14 protein-coding genes and 1 pseudogene are annotated in these 16,143 nt (G+C 73.0%); 4 read left to right on the forward strand and 11 right to left on the reverse strand.

Annotated elements, in window-relative coordinates:
• Positions 1-50: 50 nt before the first annotated feature.
• The 7 genes from ACFQ79_RS19535 to ACFQ79_RS19565 form a co-directional block, all read right to left on the reverse strand.
• Complete coding sequence (locus ACFQ79_RS19535; protein ID WP_073905086.1) at positions 51-383, reverse strand: TcmI family type II polyketide cyclase; 333 nt, start codon at positions 381-383, stop codon at positions 51-53.
• A 54-nt stretch (positions 384-437) separates the two neighbouring features.
• Positions 438-917 (reverse strand): SRPBCC family protein, encoded by a 480-nt coding sequence (locus tag ACFQ79_RS19540; protein ID WP_073905101.1) that lies wholly within the window; start codon positions 915-917, stop codon positions 438-440.
• A 2-nt stretch (positions 918-919) separates the two neighbouring features.
• Positions 920-1,180, reverse strand: coding sequence for an acyl carrier protein (locus ACFQ79_RS19545; protein ID WP_383585057.1), 261 nt, complete (start codon positions 1,178-1,180; stop codon positions 920-922).
• A gap of 24 nt (positions 1,181-1,204) precedes the next feature.
• Positions 1,205-2,452 (reverse strand): ketosynthase chain-length factor, encoded by a 1,248-nt coding sequence (locus ACFQ79_RS19550; protein ID WP_383585059.1) that lies wholly within the window; start codon positions 2,450-2,452, stop codon positions 1,205-1,207.
• Positions 2,449-3,717 (reverse strand): beta-ketoacyl-[acyl-carrier-protein] synthase family protein, encoded by a 1,269-nt coding sequence (locus ACFQ79_RS19555; RefSeq protein ID WP_383585062.1) that lies wholly within the window; start codon positions 3,715-3,717, stop codon positions 2,449-2,451. Before ACFQ79_RS19555 ends, ACFQ79_RS19550 begins: the two co-directional genes overlap by 4 nt.
• Positions 3,714-4,184, reverse strand: a complete 471-nt coding sequence (locus ACFQ79_RS19560) for a cupin domain-containing protein (RefSeq protein WP_383585065.1) — start codon at positions 4,182-4,184, stop codon at positions 3,714-3,716. The genes ACFQ79_RS19555 and ACFQ79_RS19560 overlap by 4 nt, the downstream gene beginning before the upstream one ends.
• Before the next feature lie 65 nt (positions 4,185-4,249).
• Positions 4,250-5,371 carry a SchA/CurD-like domain-containing protein gene (locus ACFQ79_RS19565; protein ID WP_383585067.1) on the reverse strand — a complete coding sequence of 374 codons (1,122 nt, stop codon included), beginning with the start codon at positions 5,369-5,371 and terminating at the stop codon, positions 4,250-4,252.
• Between the two features lie 231 nt (positions 5,372-5,602).
• On the opposite strand from ACFQ79_RS19565, the gene ACFQ79_RS19570 reads away from it, so the two are divergent.
• The 4 genes and pseudogenes from ACFQ79_RS19570 (at position 5,603) to ACFQ79_RS19585 (ending at position 9,307) form a co-directional block, all read left to right on the forward strand.
• Positions 5,603-7,264: an FAD-dependent oxidoreductase gene (locus tag ACFQ79_RS19570; protein ID WP_383585069.1), complete on the forward strand. Its 1,662-nt coding sequence runs from the start codon at positions 5,603-5,605 to the stop codon at positions 7,262-7,264.
• 373 nt (positions 7,265-7,637) lie between these two features.
• Complete coding sequence (locus ACFQ79_RS19575) at positions 7,638-8,144, forward strand: sortase (RefSeq protein WP_383585071.1); 507 nt, start codon at positions 7,638-7,640, stop codon at positions 8,142-8,144.
• A gap of 91 nt (positions 8,145-8,235) precedes the next feature.
• On the forward strand, positions 8,236-8,940 hold the full coding sequence (locus ACFQ79_RS19580; protein ID WP_383585073.1) for a class F sortase: 705 nt from the start codon (positions 8,236-8,238) through the stop codon (positions 8,938-8,940).
• Positions 8,928-9,307 (forward strand): annotated as a pseudogene (locus tag ACFQ79_RS19585) (dihydrofolate reductase family protein). Before ACFQ79_RS19580 ends, ACFQ79_RS19585 begins: the two are co-directional and overlap by 13 nt.
• Positions 9,308-9,311: 4 nt before the next feature.
• Here the strand turns inward: ACFQ79_RS19585 and atzF are convergent.
• Genes atzF through ACFQ79_RS19605 form a run of 4 tightly spaced genes read right to left on the reverse strand, consistent with a single transcriptional unit; the run spans position 9,312 to position 16,028 of the window.
• Entirely contained in the window at positions 9,312-11,003 is a 1,692-nt protein-coding gene (gene atzF / locus ACFQ79_RS19590) for an allophanate hydrolase (RefSeq protein ID WP_383585075.1), read from the reverse strand.
• A complete protein-coding gene (gene uca, locus ACFQ79_RS19595; RefSeq protein ID WP_383585077.1) occupies positions 11,000-14,587 on the reverse strand; it encodes an urea carboxylase in 3,588 nt (1,195 codons plus the stop codon). Before uca ends, atzF begins: the two co-directional genes overlap by 4 nt.
• Positions 14,584-15,270 (reverse strand): urea amidolyase associated protein UAAP2, encoded by a 687-nt coding sequence (locus ACFQ79_RS19600; RefSeq protein WP_383585079.1) that lies wholly within the window; start codon positions 15,268-15,270, stop codon positions 14,584-14,586. Before ACFQ79_RS19600 ends, uca begins: the two co-directional genes overlap by 4 nt.
• A complete protein-coding gene (locus tag ACFQ79_RS19605; protein WP_383585081.1) occupies positions 15,267-16,028 on the reverse strand; it encodes an urea amidolyase associated protein UAAP1 in 762 nt (253 codons plus the stop codon). The genes ACFQ79_RS19600 and ACFQ79_RS19605 overlap by 4 nt, the downstream gene beginning before the upstream one ends.
• Positions 16,029-16,143: the final 115 nt, after the last annotated feature.

Below are 16,143 nucleotides of genomic sequence, written 5' to 3' on the forward strand. Positions count from 1 at the left end.
CGCTCCGCGTCGATCGCGGGGCGGGCGGCCTCGGGTCTGCTCTCGGGAGATCAGGAACCTGCGTCCCGCTCCCAGCTGTAGAAGCACTGCGCCATGGCGTCCTTGGGGCCCCGCCACGTCTCCGGGTCGTACGCGCTGACGAACGCCGACAGCTTCTCGCTCGCGTCCCGGAACTCGGGGTGTCCGGTCAGCTTCGCGATGGCCGGCGCCGGGTCCTGCTCCGACTCGATGAGGTGCAGGTACACGTCGCCGAACTGGAACAGGCGACGCCGGGTGACACCGACCAGATGGGGGAGTTCACCGCGGTCGGAGGCGGCGAACACGTCGGCGATGGCAGGCGCCGAACCGGGCGCCATGCGGGCGACGATCAGAGCGTGGTGCATGGACCTTCCTTTCTGGGAGTGCGGTGGTGCGCGGCCCGGTGGGGCCGTGTGCGGTCAGCCCGGCAGGACCGAGGCGCCCCGGCGGTCGCGGGCGACCTGCTCGATGCGGTCCCGGATGAGGGCCATCTGCGTGCGCGAGTTGCGGTTGATGTTGTCGGTCATCCAGGCGTCGTCGACCGGAGCCTCGGGCTTCATCGCGAAGTCCTGCACCCAGCGCATGTGGACGCCCGCCGGTGTCTCCTCGTACTCCCACCGGATGTCCATGTGGTCGAACGGTCCGGTCTCGACGCGGCGGGCCCGGACGGTCCGCCCGGGGCGGTCGACCGTGCGCTCCGACACCCAGCTCCAGACCTTCCCGGACTCGTCCGGGTGCATGGTCAGGCGGAAGGTCGTGGAGTTCCCCTCGCGGGAGAGCACCTCGAGGGAGGCGTACTCGCTGAAGAGGTTCGGCCAGTTCTCGATGTCGTTGGTGATGTCCCACACGAGGTCGAGCGGGGCGTCGATGGTGATGCTGTTGTCAGTGTGACCGGACAACGTCAGACTCCCGTCTTGAGGGCGTTGTTGACCAGGCCGAGGAACTCCGCGGGCGTCTTGGCGCGCTCCGCGTCCGTCGGCAGCGCCACGCCGTGCCGGTTCTCCAGCTCGCCGACGATGCCGAGCAGGCCGAGCGAGTCGACGCCGAGGGTGGCGAACGGCGCATCCGGCGCCTTCTCCAGCTCCCGGACGTCCACGGTGACGCCGGCCGCCTGCTTCATCAGCGCGGCGAGCTCGTCGAAGGTCAGTGTGGTGGTGAGCATCTGTACTCTCCTTCCCGCCCGGTCCTACCGGGCGGTGTCGTCGCCGCGGCGCACGACCAGCGCCGCGTTGGATCCCATGAGTCCCCGGCTGAGGACCAGGGCCGTGCGCAGCTCGGCGGGGCGAGCGCGGGACATCACCAGATCCAGGTCGTGGCAGATGTCGAACACGTTGGGGGTGGGAGGGACCACGCCGTGTTCCATGGCGAAGACCGCGGCGGCGGTGTCCAGGAGGGGCGCCCCGCAGTAGGCACGGCCGATGCCCGTCTTGGGCGCCGTGACGGGGACGCGGCCGGCGTGTGCCCCGAGGGCGTCGGCGATCGCCAGCGCCTCGGCGCGGTCCGCCTCCGGTACGCCCAGGGCGTCCGCGAACACCACGTCGATCTCCTCGGGAGCGCACCCGGCCTCGTCGAGGGCGACCCGGATGGCGCGGGCGAGTCCCTCCCGGGACTCCTGCCATCGGGAGGCGCCGGTGAACGTGGCGCCGTGGCCGGCGACGACGGCCCGGACGGCCGCTCCCCGGTCGCGGGCGCGGGACTCGTCCTCCACGACGAGCATCGCGCCGCCCTCCGCCGGGACGAAGCCGCAGGCTCCGGTGGTGAAGGGCCGGTAGGCGCGGTCCGGGTCCTCGACGGTGCTGAGCTCCGGGTATCCGAGCTGGCACACCATCGAGTACGGGGCGAGGGGGGCCTCCGCCGCTCCGACGATCACCGTGCCGGTCCCACGCCGTACGGCCCGGGCAGCGTGGGCGATGGCGTCCAGGCCTCCCGCCTCGTCGCTCGCGACCACACCGCACGGCCCCTTGAAGCCGCTCCGGATGGAGATCTGGCCGGTGCTCGCGGCGTAGAACCAGGCGATGGACTGGTACGGGCCGACGAACTTGGATCCCTGGCCCCAGAGCTTCTGGAGCTCGCGCTGGCCGAACTCGCCGCCGCCGGAGCCGGCCGCGGTGACGACGCCGATCTCGAACGGTTCCTCGGGGTTCTCCCGGGCGAGGCCGGCGTCGTCGAGCGCGAGTTGGGCCGCGGCCATCGCGTAGTGGCTGAAGCGGTCGGTCTGGACGAGGAAACGCTCCTCGATCAGTGCGGTGGCGTCGAAGCCCCGGACCTCGCCCGCGACCTTGAGGGGCAGGTCCTGGCACCCCTCGCGGGTGATCCGGTCCAGTACGCCGAGGCCTTCCCGGACGGACTTCCAGTACGCGTCGGCACGCAGTCCGTTGGGGGCGATCACACCGACGCCGGTGACGACCGCGCGCCGTGGGTGCTCAGTGCTCATCGTGTCCTCCCGCCCGTTCCCGTCAGGAGCACCGCGGACTGGAAGCCGCCGAATCCGCTGCCCACGGAGAGCACGTTCCTGAGCTTCCGGGGGCGGGCGGTGCGCGGCACGTAGTCCAGGTCGCACTCGGGGTCGGGGGTCTCGTAGTTCGCCGTCGGAGGTACCACCTGGTGCTTCAGAGCGAGCACGCAGGCGGCCACCTCGATCGCGCCGATCGCGCCGAGCGAGTGCCCCACCATGGATTTGATGGAGCTCATGGGCGTGTCGTAGGCGTGCGCCCCCAGGGACCGCTTCACGGCGGCGGTCTCGTGCCGGTCGTTCTGCCGGGTGCCCGAGCCGTGCGCGTTGACGTAGTCGATCAGCGTGGGGTCGAGCCGGGCCTGGTCGAGCGTGGAGTCGATCGCCCGGGACATCTCGAGTCCCTCACCGGTCAGACCGGTCATGTGGTACGCGTTCCCGAAGGTGGCGTAACCGCCGATCTCGCAGTAGATGTGCGCACCGCGGGCCCTGGCGTGCTCGTAGTCCTCCAGGACGAGGACGGCCGCGCCCTCGCCCATGACGAAACCGTTGCGGTTGTTGTCGAAGGGCCTGGAGGCGTGCTCGGGGTCGTCGTTGTCGGGCGACGTGGCCTTGATGGCGTCGAAGCAGGCCATGGTGATCGGGGATATCGGGGAGTCCGACGCGCCCGCGATGCAGACGTCCGCCCGGCCTTCCTGGATGGTGTGGAAGGCGTAGCCGACGGCGTCGAGGCCGGAGGTGCATCCGGTGGAGACCGTCTGCACCGGGCCCCGGGCGCCGAACTGTTCGGCCACGACGGAGGCGAGGGTGCTCGGGGAGAACGCCATGTGCAGCTTGGGGTCGGCCGCGCGGTGGTCCACGTCCCACCGTCGCCCGCCCTCGCTGACCAGGACGTAGTCGTGTTCGAGCCGGGTGGTGCCGCCGACGGCGCTGCCCAGGGAGACGGCGACGCGCCAGGGGTCTTCGGTGTCGGTGTCGAGTCCCGAGTCGCGCACGGCTTCCCCGGCGGCGACGACGGCGAACTGGATGTACCGGTCCGCGTGGCGGCTCAGGTCCACGTCGAGGCCGTGGTCCGCCGGGTCGAAGTCGCACTCGGCGGCTATGCGGGAGCGCAGCCCGACCGGGTCGAACAGGGTGATGCCGCGGGTCGCGGTACGGCCGGCGGCGAGGAGGTCCCAGAACGCCTTCGCTCCGGTGCCGCCCGGAGCGACCACACCGATGCCGGTGACGGCCACTCGCCGGGTCACTCGATGGCCCCGCTCCGCTCGGACACCTGACCCGGGTCACCCACGGTCAGGTGCGGGCCCGCGGCGGCGAGCTCGGCCTCGTCGAGGTCCTCCGTGTCGACGTGACCGAGGCTCGGCCGCGGGGCCAGCGGGCCCAGGTGGAAGACCATGCGGGCCTCCACGTCGCCCACGTTGCGGAAGCGGTGCCGCACGTCGATCGGGATCAGGAGTCCCTGTTCGGACCGGAGCGCGTACGTGTCGCCGTCCAGATCCACTTCCAGCGCGCCCGCGACGACGTACACGAACTCCTCGGAGTACGGGTGGTAGTGCTCGCCGATGCGCTCGCCCGGCTGAACGATGGCCAGGCCCATGAATCCGCTGGTGGAACCCACCGTGGCCGGCGTGAGCATGGCCCGCAGGTCACCTCCCCGCCTGCGGTTGGGTTCCGTCTCGCTCAGGTTCACGATGCGTGGACGCTGCTTGAGCATGGTTGATACCTCCGGATGTGGCAGTGACGTGCTGGAGAGCGACTGGGTGGGGCCGCGACCGACCGTCAGGAGTCCGCGGAGCGGTCCGTGACGGGCAGCATGTCGGCGTGCGACAGAAGCCGGTTGATGTTGCGCTCCGTCTTCAGGGAGCCCTCGACGCCGATCGCGGCACCGTCGAGGAGGAGTTCCAGCTCCGCGGCCTTCTCGGTGCCCTTGAGCCCGAGGGAGGCGACGGGGTCGAGGTCGAGTTCGCCCGTGATGTCGATGAGGCGCACCACGATGTCGTCGCGCTGGAACACGGTGCTGCCGTACACCGGGCTCTTCGGATCGTCCGCCGCGGCCCGGTCCTGGTCGGCGAGCAGCCGGGCCAGCTCCATCCCGCAGCCCTCCTTGGCCGGGTAGTACAGCGCGTGCCGGCTCAGGTCGGCCGGTGCCGGCCGGCTGGACACCACGTGCTGCACGGCCGGGAGCGCCGCCCGGGTGAAGAACACCCGCGCCGACTCGGGGTCGGTCAGGTCCCGGTCCTGCTCCAGGTACGGGTTGATGGCCTCCTCGACCGCTCGTACCTCGGGCTGACGGGCGACGTGCCGCAGTGCCACGAGGAGGTCGCCCTCCACCTCCACGGCCCGCACGACGCGGTTGCCGTGCATGAAGAGGGAGGTGCGGCGCAGCCGTGTGGTCTCGTCGACCTGGGCCCGGGGCGACTGGTACCCGGCCAGGATGTCCGCCACCTTCGACTCGGAGCCCGGCTTGACGGTGAAGGTGAGGGCGTGGCGTGCGACTCCGTCGCCCACGCGGGCGGCCACCTGCATGCCCGACGAGCCCGCGGTCCGCGCGGTCGGCTGGGCGGGACCGGTCTCCCGGAGGACGCTGTAGCGCATCGACCGGGTGTCCCGGACACAGCTGTGCATGGGCTTGACGGTCTCGACGTGCTCCTCGCTGTTCACCCAGGCGAGGAACGGCGGTGCGCTCTCCCACTCGCTGGTGATGAGCCACTGCGAGGGGTTCTCGATGGACTGGCACAGCTGGTCGCTGATGTGGCCGGGAACGGAGGCGACCTGCTTGCACATGAGTTCGTACGCGTCCAGGAACTGCTGCTGAGCACCTTCGTACAGGTCGAGCAGGAGGATCACCCGGAGCCTGGAGCCGTCGAAGGCCGACTGTGAGATGCGTCCCGAGGGGGCCATCCGGCACACCTCTTCTCTCTCGGTGGGGGGCGGGAACGACCTGCGTGACCGAAGCGCCGCAGTCGTGATGTGTCGATGGTTGACAGGAGCGCCGACAGCGCGCGAGCCCGAAAGAGCGGACGAGTGAACCGCGTGTCATCCGGGTGCCTCCGGCACGCGGGCCCTTCCCCGGAGGGATTGAATCTGCATCCCATCCCCGACTCGCGTCGCACGTGACGCCGGAGACGAACAATGAACCGATTCGACGTGGCCGGCGAGGAAGCCGGTCACCGCACGCCCGTACTCATCGTCGGCGGCTCGTTGGTGGGCCTGTCCACCTCGCTGTTCCTGGGACGTCTCGGAGTGCCGCACACGCTCGTCGAGCGCCATGCGGGCACCTCCATCCACCCGCGCGGCCGCGGCAACAACCTGCGCACGATGGAGCTGTTCCGCGGAGCCGGGATCGCACAGGCCATCCAGGAGGCCGCGTCCGTCCTGGAGCGCAACAACGGCATCCTGCAGACGCCCAGCCTGGTGGGCGATGTCGGAGAGTGGCTGTTCAAGGAGATCGACCCGGGCGGCGGGATCGCCCGCTTCAGCCCCTCCGGGTGGTGCCTGTGCAGCCAGAACGATCTCGAACCCGTGCTGCGCGAGCGCGCCGGGCAGCTGGGCGGGGATCTGCGGTTCTCGACGGAACTGATGTCCTTCGAGCAGGACGCCGAGGGGGTGACCGCACAGGTCAAGAGCCGCGACACCGGTGAGCACACCACCATCCGCGCGGACTACCTCGTCGCCGCGGACGGCCCGCGCAGCCCGGTCCGCGAGCGGCTCGGCATCGGGCAGAACGGTCAGGGCGACCTGTTCCACAACGTGAGCGTCACCTTCGTCTCCCGCGGCCTCGCGGACGTCGTCGGCGACCGGCACTTCATCGTCTGCTACCTGACGAACCCGGACGCCGACGGGGCCCTGCTTCCGGTCGACAACCGGGAGCGCTGGGTGTTCCACGCCCCGTGGCACCCCGAACACGGCGAGACGCTGGAGGAGTTCACCGACGAGCGGTGCACGGAGCACATCCGGCGGGCCGTGGGCGTGCCCGACCTCGACGTGGAGATCACGGGCAGGGCTCCCTGGCACGCGGCCGAGAGGATCGCCGAACGGTACGCGGACGGCCGGGTGTTCCTCGTCGGCGACTCCGCCCACGAGATGCCGCCCACCGGGGCGTTCGGCTCCAACACCGGTATCCAGGACGCGCACAACCTCGCCTGGAAGCTCTCCGCCGTACTGGGCGGCTGGGCCGGCCCCGGCCTGCTCGCGTCCTACGACGCGGAGCGCCGGCCCGTCGCCGAGGTGACGAGCGCCAGGGCCGCGGCGCGGTCGGTCGAGCACAGCCACCCCGGCTACGTCCCCGGCCCCGGAGCCGGCGGGCCCCAGGGGAAGAAGGGCGGCATTCTCAACGAGGTGCTCGGCTACCGCTATCCGCAGGGAGCCGTCCTCGGCACCGACCGGGCGATGCCGGTCGTGTCCGAAGGACTGCGCCTGACGGGCGAACCCGGGAGCCGGGCACCCCACGTGTGGCTGAACCGCGCCGGTACCCGGATCTCCACCCTCGACCTGTACGAGCGGTCCCTGGTGCTGCTCAGCTCCGAGGCCGGCGCCGGCGGGTGGCACGCCGCGGCGACACGCGTCGGGCAGCAGCTGTCCGTGCCGCTCGACGCGTACCGGATCGGCGACGGGCCCGACGCGGAGCTCTCTCCCGCCGGCGACACGGACTGGGCCGAGGCCCATGGCGTCACCCCGGACGGCGCGGTGCTCGTCCGCCCCGACGGCTTCGTCGCGTGGCGGTCCGAAGGGGCGTCGGCCGATCCCGGAGCGGATCTCGAGCAGGCCCTCACGGCGATCCTGGGCCGGGGCTGACCGCCTTCTCGTCGCCCGCACGGCAGAGAGGTCCCGGGCCCGGTCATCGGTCGGTGAACCATGGCGACGACCGTGCCCCGGACTCCTGCCCGGCCCGCCGCGGCCGACGGCCCCGCCGTCGGTCCGGAGCCCACGGGCGTGTGCCTAACCCATTCGCGCGCAGGACGCAATTCGTTCCCGGGCGCCGCGCGGGCCGCCGTGACCTGCGGCGATGATCAACGGCAAGGACGATCAAGCCTCCGACCGGGGGACATCGGGCGCGATCCTCCCGTTGCGGTGATCAGCGGGCGGGGATCTTCTCGTGCACGGAGCACAGCACAGGCGCCGCGCGGCCCAGCCGGCCAGGAAAGCTCCGCCGAAGGAGAGAAGAAGCATGCGTCTCGCACGTACAGGCACCCAGCTCGCCCTGGTCCTGAGCGCCCTCGCCCTGTCCGCACCCTCCGCCGTCGCGGCACCCGCCGGCGACGTCCGGATCAACCCCGGGAAGGCGGCCCCCGGCACCACGGTCACCGTCAGCACCACCGCCTGCGGCACGGAGACGTACGGCAAGGGCGAGTCGGTGGCGGGCGGCAAGTTCCACCTCCTGCCGGGCGACCGCAAGGGCGTCCTGGTGGGTCGGTTCACGCTCCCGCTCGACGCCGCCTCCGGCACGGACACCGTGACCCTCAAGTGCCCGCCCCGCATCCAGCAGACCGTCACCTACCAGATCTCCGGCCGGCCGAACGGCGCCGTGGAAGCGGGCTTCGGATGGGCGGCCGGCGCGGACGAGGGCGGCGGCGGCAGCCCGTACGCCCTCGGCGCGCTCCTCCTCGGCGGCGCCGCCGCGGGTGTCCTGGTCAGGAGGCGCCGCCGCGCCACCGCCGCGCGGAACAGCGTCTGAGTCCACGCCTCCCCACCCCAGGTCGCACGGTCAGGGCCCCGGATCCGTCAGGAGATCCGGGGCCCCGCCCTTCAGCGGAGGCACGACCAGCATGAAGAACAGCTCCGGTCCGGAGCCCGACGGAGCCCCGCCCCGGCGCGCTCCCTCGGCCAGGGCACTCGCCTGCACGACGCTCCTCGGCATCGTCCTGCTCGCCCACGTACCGGACGGCGACGGCTCGCGGCCGCCGACGACGGCGCAGGCCTCGCCGCTCACCCGGCCCCCCGCCGGAGCCGAACGCGACCGCCCCGGACCCCGCCCGCTGCCCGCGTCCGACGCGGCGCGGATCAGGATTCCGGACCTCGCGATCGACGTCTCCCTCATCCCCCTGGAACTGGACGGCCGCGGAGCACTGCGCCCCCCGCCCGCGACGGCGCCGACCGTGGCCGGCTGGTACGCCGACGGCACCGCCCCCGGGGCCCCGGGCACGGCCGTCGTGGCGGGTCATGTGGACACCCCGCTCGGCCCCGCCGTCTTCCACCGGCTCGACTCCCTCTCCCGGGGCGCCGGGATCGAGATCGAGCGCGTCGACGGCCGGACGGCGCTCTTCACCGTCGACGCGGTGGAGCTCCATCCCAAGGACCGGTTCCCCGAGGAGAAGGTCTACGGCGGTTCGGGCCGCCCCGAGCTGCGCCTGATCACCTGCGGCGGCGACTGGTCCAGCGACACCGGCTACCGGGCCAACACGGTCGTCTACGCGACCCTTACGGGGACGAGAGAGCACCGAGGAGCGAGGAGAACCCCATGGGCACAGTGATCATGCACAACGTGGTGTCGGTGGACGGCTTCATCGCCGACGAGGACGACGGAGTCGGGCCGCTCCACGACTGGTACTTCAGCGGGGACACCCGGCTCGTCGAATCCGGCGCCGGGGACGGGCCGCGATGGAGAAGGCCCAGGAACTCGCCGGCGACCGGGTCGTCGCCGTGAGCGCCGGCGAGGTGGGAGGCCAGTTCCTCGCCGCCGGCCTGGTGGACGAGGTGGCGATGGACGTCGCACCGGTGGTGTTCGGGTCGGGCAAGCGCTTCTTCGGCGGCTTCGACGGGCAGCAGCTCCTGGAGGACCCCCACGTGGTCATCCAGGGCGACCGGGTGCTCCACCTGAGGTTCACGGTACGCCGCTGAGACGTCAGCCACGGGCCGGACGCGGTCCCGGCGCCCCGGGGCGGGCGAGGGAGGGCAGGGCGGCGCGCCAGCCGCCGTACGCCGTGATGTCGCGGGCACCGTCGAGAGCCTCGGGCTCGCAGAGGAAGCCGGTCACGAGGGACCCGTCCGCGAGCTCCACGGTGCCGAGGGCCATCGGGCGGGGGAGTGCCGCGAGGAGCGCGCCGAGCCCCTCGGCGGGCAGCTGCCACACCTCGGTCTCGATCGGCGCACCGCCCTCCCGGACCCGGACCAGGCCCGGCTTGGGCGGGACGGTGTCCAGGGCGTGCAGCCGGTAGGCGGGGGCGGTGGTGGTCGTACGGACCAGACGGCCGCCGAGGGAGAGCAGTTGCCCGTTGAGCGCCTGCCCGGACAGGTGCGCGCCGACCACGGCGAGCCGCAGCGGCGGGGCGGTGAGCAGGCCCGCGACGCGGGCGAGCCGGTCGTCGGTGAACGCCCGGCCGATCAGCATGACGCCGAACGGCCGCCCGTTCACCTCGCCCGCCGGGACGGCGACCGCCGCGAGGTCGAACAGGTTCGTCGAGTTGGTGAACCGGCCGAGCCGGGCGTTCGCGCCCGGCGGGTCGGCCGCGACCTCCGCGAGCGTCGGATGCCCCGGCGCCGTCGGCAGGAGCAGCGCGTCCGCGTCCCCCAACGAGGCCAGGGCCCTGCCACGGAGGGCGGACAGCCTCTCCTGGTCCGCGTAGAGCCGGTGGGCGGGGATGTCGCGGGCCCCCGAGATGATGCCGGCCACGGTCGGGTCGAGATCCGCCGAGCCCGCGTGCGCGTCGACGAAGGCGCCGACGGCGGTGTGGCGCTCGGCGACGAACGCGCCCTCGTACAGCATCGCGGCCGCCTCGGTGAACGGCGCCAGGTCGACGGACAGGAGCTCGGCACCGGCGTCGGCCAGCCGGGTCGCGGCCGCCTCGAACGCCTCGGCCCAGCCCTTGTCCAGCTCGCCGAGCCGCCCTGCAGCCGGGACGGCGACCCGCCAGGGGCCCGGACGCCGCTGTTCCAGGGCGGGGAGCTCGCGTCCGGAAGGCGCGGCCAGGAAGGACAGCGCCCGCTCGGCCTCCGGGAGCGTACGGGCGAAGACCGTCACACAGTCCAGCGACGCGCAGGCCGGAACGACGCCGTCGGTCGGGACCAGACCGCGGGTCGGTTTGAGGCCGACGATGCCGTTGAACGCCGCCGGGACACGGCCCGAGCCCGCGGTGTCCGTGCCGAGCGCGAGGTCCACGATGCCCAGGGCGACCGCGACCGCCGAGCCGGACGAGGACCCGCCCGAGACGTACGACGGGTCGACGGCGTTGCGGACCGCGCCGTACGGGCTGCGCGTACCGACGAGCCCGGTCGCGAACTGGTCGAGGTTCGTGGTGCCGAGGACCACGGCGCCGGCCTCCCTCAGACGCGCGACCGCCGGGGCGTCGGCCGCCGGCTCGTACGCGTACGAGGGGCAGCCCGCGGTGGTCGGCAGCCCGGCCACGTCGATGTTGCCCTTGACCGCGAACACCGTCCCTACCAGCGGGAGCCGTTCCCCGGACGCGGTTCGCGCGTCGATCGCGGCGGCGTCCGCCTCCACCTCCTCCTGGGGCCGGAGACCGATCCACACCTCCGGCCGGTCCACCTGCGCGATACGGGCGTACGCGGCCCGCACGCGCTCCACGGCGCCGCTCACGCGCCCACCTCCACGGTCTCCACGGCGGCGAGGACGACGAGCGCGGTCCCCGCCTCCACCTGGCTGCCCGGCCTGACCAGGACCTCCGCGACGATGCCGTCGGCGGGGGCCGTTACCGGTGCCTCCATCTTCATCGCTTCGAGGGCGACCAGCTGCTGACCCGCCGACACCCGGTCGCCGGCCTCGACGTTCACCTGCCAGACGCAGGCGGTGAACTCCGCCTCGACCAGCCGGCCGCCCTCGGGCACCTCGATGTCGGCGGCGGCCGGGGCGACCTCCGAGGCCGCTTCGGCGCGTGCGAACTCGCCGGCGGCCTCCCAGGCGTCGCGCTCGGCGCCGAACGCCGCGCTCTGCCGGTCCCGGAAGGCCGCGATCGACGCGGCGTTCGAGGCGAGGAAGGCCTGGTAGGCGGCGAGGGAGAAGGTGCCTTCCTCGGTCCTCGGCACGAACCGGCCGGAGACGAGGTCGGCGCGCAGCTCCAGGAGTTCGCCGGCGCCGACGGGATACCACCTGATCCGGTCGAAGAAGCGCATCAGCCACGGCCTGCCCGGCTCGAAGGCGCCGCGCTGCTGCCAGCCCGACCACACCTGTGTGGTGCGGCCGACGAACTGGTAGCCGCCGGGGCCCTCCATTCCGTAGACACACAGATACGCGCCCCCGATGCCGACCGAGTTCTCGGCGGTCCACGTGCGGGCCGGGTTGTACTTGGTCGTGACGAGGCGGTGCCGCGGGTCCAGGGGAGTGGCGACGGGCGCGCCCAGGTAGACGTCGCCGAGGCCGAGGACCAGGTACTCGGCGTCGAAGACCGTGCGGTACACGTCGTCGGTCGTCTCCAGGCCGTTGACGCGCCGGATGAACTCGATGTTCGACGGGCACCAGGGGGCGTCGTCGCGCACGCCCGCGGCATAGCGGGCGATGGCTTCGCGCGTGGCCGGATCGTCCCAGGACAGCGGCAGGTGCACGATCCTGCTGGGCACCACCAGGTCGTCGGTGGCGGGCAGCTCCTCCTCCACGCGCAGCACGACGTCGAGGAGCGCGTGCTGCGGCATGACGTCGGGGTCCGTCCGGATCTGCAGCGAGCGGATGCCCGGGGTGAGGTCCATGACGCCGGGGAGCCCGCGTTCGGCCAGCGCCTCCGCGAGCGCGTGGACGCGCATGCGGAGCGCGAGGTCGAGCTGCATGGGCCCGTACTCGACGAGGAGGTTGTCGTCGCCGCTGCGCCGGTAGGTGACCGACGGACGGGCCGCGGTCTCCGCCAGGCGGGCGAGGATCCCGCCGTCGACGACGGCGCCGCGGTCGGCGCGCGGTGCGGCGGAGGGCTGCTTCCGCAGCCGCGCGGCCGCCTCCGGTGTGAGGGGCACGAACCGTACGGTGTCGCCGGGGCGGAGCTGGCCGAGCTTCCAGCGCTGCCCGGTGACGACCGTCGCCGGGCAGACGAAGCCGCCGAGGGAGGGGCCGTCGGGGCCGAGGAGGACGGGCATGTCGCCGGTGTAGTCGACGGCGCCGACGGAGTACGGCGTGTCGTGGATGTTGGACGGGTGCAGGCCCGCCTCGCCGCCGTCCGGGCGCGCCCAGCGCGGCTTGGGGCCGACCAGGCGGACGCCGGTGCGCGCCGAGTTGAAGTGCACCTTCCAGTCCGCCGCGTAGAAGTCGCGGATGTCGTCCTCGGTGAAGAACTCGGGTGCGGCGTGCGGGCCTTCGACCGCGCCGATCCGCCACGCTGTGCCGAAGGCGGGCCGCTTGCCGGGGGCGACGGCGGAGGTCTCCGTACGGACCTCGCCGCCGTGCAGGACGTCGCCCGCGCGCAGCGCCCGGCCGCCGTGACCGCCGAACCGGCCGAGCGTGAAGGTGGCCGCGCTGCCCAGGAACTCCGGGACGTCGAGGCCGCCCGCGAACAGCACGTACGTGCGCAGGCCCCGGTCCTCGGGGGCACCCACGGCGAGGGTCTGACCGGCCCCGACGGTGACGGGCTCCCACGGGGGGACGAGGGCGCCGTCGACCGTCACCCGAGCGGGGGCGCCGGTGACACAGACGGTCGTCGGGTGGGTGAACCTCAGGGAGGGGCCCTGGAGGGTGCACTCGAGGCCCGGCGCTCCCTCGTCGTTCCCGAGCGCGGTGTTGCCGAGCCGGAACGACAGGTCGTCCATCGGACCGCCCGGGGGCACCCCGACCTGCCAGTAGCCGGTCCGTCCCGGCCAGTCCTGCACGGTGGTCAGGGTGCCCGGGGCGACGACCTCGATGCGGGGGGTCGGGTCGGCGAGGGCGGCGAGCGAGGCGGTGGAGTGGGCGGCGGCGCGGACGTCGGCGTCCCGGAGCGCGGTGCGGACGAGGCCGAGATTGGTCTCGATGCCGTCGATGCGGGTCTGCGCGAGCGCCGCGTCCAGCCGGTCGAGGGCCTCGGCGCGGTCGGCGCCGTGGACGACGACCTTGGCGAGCATCGGGTCGTACGCGGTGGTGACCTCCGTACCGGTCTCGACCCAGGAATCCACGCGGACGCCCTCGGGGAAGGCGACACGGGTCAGCAGGCCGGCGCTGGGCCGGTGGTCGCGGGACGGGTCCTCCGCGTAGAGGCGGGCCTCGACGGCATGGCCGGAGGGCGCCGGCGGTTCGGTGACGACCGCGGTGTCGCCCTGCGCGAGGCGCAGCATCCAGGCGACGAGGTCGACTCCGTAGATCTCCTCGGTGACCGGGTGCTCGACCTGGAGGCGAGTGTTGACCTCCAGGAAGTACGCCTCCTCGCGGGCGGCGTCGTACACGAACTCCACCGTGCCGGCGGAGCGGTAGTCCACCGAGGCGCACAGGTCCCGGGCGGCGGCGGCGAGTCCGAGGCGCACCCGGTCCGGCAGACCGGGGGCCGGGGCCTCCTCCAGGACCTTCTGGTTGCGGCGCTGGAGCGAGCAGTCGCGGTCGCCGAAGGTGACGACCTTGCCCCGCCCGTCGCCGAAGACCTGCACCTCCACGTGACGGGCGCGCTCGACCAGTCGTTCCAGGAAGACACCGGCCGAGGAGAAGGAGGCGGCGGCCACGCGCTGCACGCGGTCCCAGGCGTCGGCGAGGTCGGCCGCGCCGTGACAGGCCCGCATGCCGATGCCGCCACCGCCGCCGGTCGCCTTGAGCATCACCGGGTAGCCGATCTCCTCGGCCGCCGCGAGGGCCGCGTCCACGTCCGGGAGGAGCCCGGTGCCGGGGGCGAGCGGCACGCCCGCCGCCTGCGCGGCGGCGCGCGCGGTGTGCTTGGCCCCGAACAGCTCCAGCTGTTCGGGGGTCGGACCGGCGAAGACGATGCCGGCTTCGGCGCAGCGGCGTGCGAAGCCGGCGTCCTCGGACAGGAAGCCGTAGCCGGGGTGGACGGCGCCGGCGCCGGTCTCCCTGGCCGCTTGGAGGACCAGACCGGCGTCGAGGTACGACTCCTTGGCGGGTGCGGGGCCGAGCCGGACGGCCTCGTCGGCCAGCCGGACGTGCTCGGCGCCCCGGTCGGGGTCGGAGTAGACCGCGACGGTGCGCAGACCCAGCTGCCGGGCGGTGCGGATGACGCGGGCCGCGATCTCGCCGCGGTTGGCCACCAGCAGGGTGTCGAACGTCATCGGGTCCCGTCCTCGTCGTCCTCGTCGTTCTCGCCGGGCGTGCTGCCGTGGGTGCCGTCCGGCTCGGTGATCGTCATCCGCACGGCGGTCGGATCGAAACCGTTGCAGGGGTTGTTGATCTGGGGGCAGTTGGACAGCAGCGCGAGGACGTCGGTCTCGGCACGGAGGACGACCTTCAGGCCCGGGGCGGAGATGCCGTCGACGATGCCGAGCGTGCCGTCCTTCTCGACCGGCACGTTCATGAACCAGTTGACGTTGGAGACGAGGTCGCGCTTGCCCAGGCCGTGTCCGGCCCCCTCGGCGAGGAAGTTCTCCACGCAGGCGTGCTGCGACCAGGTGTGATGGCCGTAGCGGAGGGTGTTCGACTCCTTGGAGCAGGCGCCGCCGAGGGTGTCGTGCCGTCCGCAGGTGTCCTCGACGACGGTCATCAAGGGGGTGTGCTCGTCCGACATCAGCACCGAGCCGGTCGTGAGGAAGACGGAGCCCTGTGCCTGGATGGTGTCGGGGGCGCTGTAGCGCACGGAGGTGTCGTGGGCGTCGTAGAGGAGGAAGTCCGCGGCCTGGTTGCCGTACAGGTCGGTGACGGTCAACAGCTGTCCCTTGCGTACGACGGCGGACCAGGCGGCGCGGGCGGGGACGATGTCGTCGGTGACGACACGGCCGGTACGGGCGGTGGCGGTCATGCGATCCCCCGGGCGGTCAGGTGGTCGGCGGTGTTGAGGAAGGCCCGGCGGCCTTCGGGCGTGGCATCCCACAGGGGGTCGCCAGGGGCGGTGGGCCGGGCCCGGTACGCGAGGACGCCGAGGCGTCCGCAGGTGTACGCGGGACGCGGGTCCAGCGGGTGGGGGACGTTGGCGAGGAGGACGATGACGTCCTGCTCGGCGCGGAGCGTCACGCTTCCGCCGGGGCCGGCGGAGCCGGTGAACCCGGCCGTGCCGTCCTCCGCGATCCGTACGCCCTGGAAGAAGGAGACGGACGGGGGGAGGTCGCGCGGGGTCAGGCCGTTCTTGAGAGCGGCGAGTTTGAACAGCTCGCGTCCCGCCGGCGAGGTGGACTGGGGAGCACCGTCCCCGTACCGCACGGTGTTGCGGGCGAGGCTGGAGGTGCCGGTGAGGGCGTCGTGCCGACCGGAGGTGTCCCGGGTGACGGAGGCGAGCACCCGGCCCTGGTCGGAGAGCAGCAGATGCCCCGCGCCGAGGTACGCGTTCCAGAGCACCTTGACGGTGTCGGCGGCGTTCAGCCGCTCCCAGGGGCGGTCGGCGCAGTGGAGGAGGAGATGGGCGCAGGCGTCGCCGGTGAGGTCGGTCAGCCGCAGCTCGGTGCCGCGGGCGAGGACCTTGTGGGTGTAGTTGCCGCCCGCCACCGTCTCGGCCCAGACGACGTCCCCGGCGGCGACGCCCTCGGGAGGTGCCGGCCAACTGCTCGCGGGCAGCACGGGCATGGCGTCCACCTCCTGACCCGCCTGTGCACGGGCGTGATCGCGCGCCCGATACGTCGTCGCTGTCGCTGTCGCTGTCGCTGTCGCTGTCGCTGTCGCTGTTGCCGTTGCTTGCGCT

Source organism: Streptomyces sp. NPDC056480 (assembly GCF_042795405.1).
Classification (GTDB): domain Bacteria; phylum Actinomycetota; class Actinomycetes; order Streptomycetales; family Streptomycetaceae; genus Streptomyces.

Bases quoted from the DNA above. Each gene is read 5' to 3' on its own strand.
- ACFQ79_RS19535 (WP_073905086.1), bottom strand. From the start codon at position 383: ATGCACCACGCTCTGATCGTCGCCCGCATGGCGCCCGGTTCGGCGCCT.
- ACFQ79_RS19545 (WP_383585057.1), bottom strand. From the start codon at position 1,180: ATGCTCACCACCACACTGACCTTCGACGAGCTCGCCGCGCTGATGAAG.
- ACFQ79_RS19550 (WP_383585059.1), bottom strand. From the start codon at position 2,452: ATGAGCACTGAGCACCCACGGCGCGCGGTCGTCACCGGCGTCGGTGTG.
- ACFQ79_RS19560 (WP_383585065.1), bottom strand. From the start codon at position 4,184: ATGCTCAAGCAGCGTCCACGCATCGTGAACCTGAGCGAGACGGAACCC.
- ACFQ79_RS19565 (WP_383585067.1), bottom strand. From the start codon at position 5,371: ATGGCCCCCTCGGGACGCATCTCACAGTCGGCCTTCGACGGCTCCAGG.
- ACFQ79_RS19570 (WP_383585069.1), top strand. From the start codon at position 5,603: ATGAACCGATTCGACGTGGCCGGCGAGGAAGCCGGTCACCGCACGCCC.
- ACFQ79_RS19575 (WP_383585071.1), top strand. From the start codon at position 7,638: ATGCGTCTCGCACGTACAGGCACCCAGCTCGCCCTGGTCCTGAGCGCC.
- ACFQ79_RS19580 (WP_383585073.1), top strand. From the start codon at position 8,236: ATGAAGAACAGCTCCGGTCCGGAGCCCGACGGAGCCCCGCCCCGGCGC.
- uca (WP_383585077.1), bottom strand. From the start codon at position 14,587: ATGACGTTCGACACCCTGCTGGTGGCCAACCGCGGCGAGATCGCGGCC.
- ACFQ79_RS19600 (WP_383585079.1), bottom strand. From the start codon at position 15,270: ATGACCGCCACCGCCCGTACCGGCCGTGTCGTCACCGACGACATCGTC.
- ACFQ79_RS19605 (WP_383585081.1), bottom strand. From the start codon at position 16,028: ATGCCCGTGCTGCCCGCGAGCAGTTGGCCGGCACCTCCCGAGGGCGTC.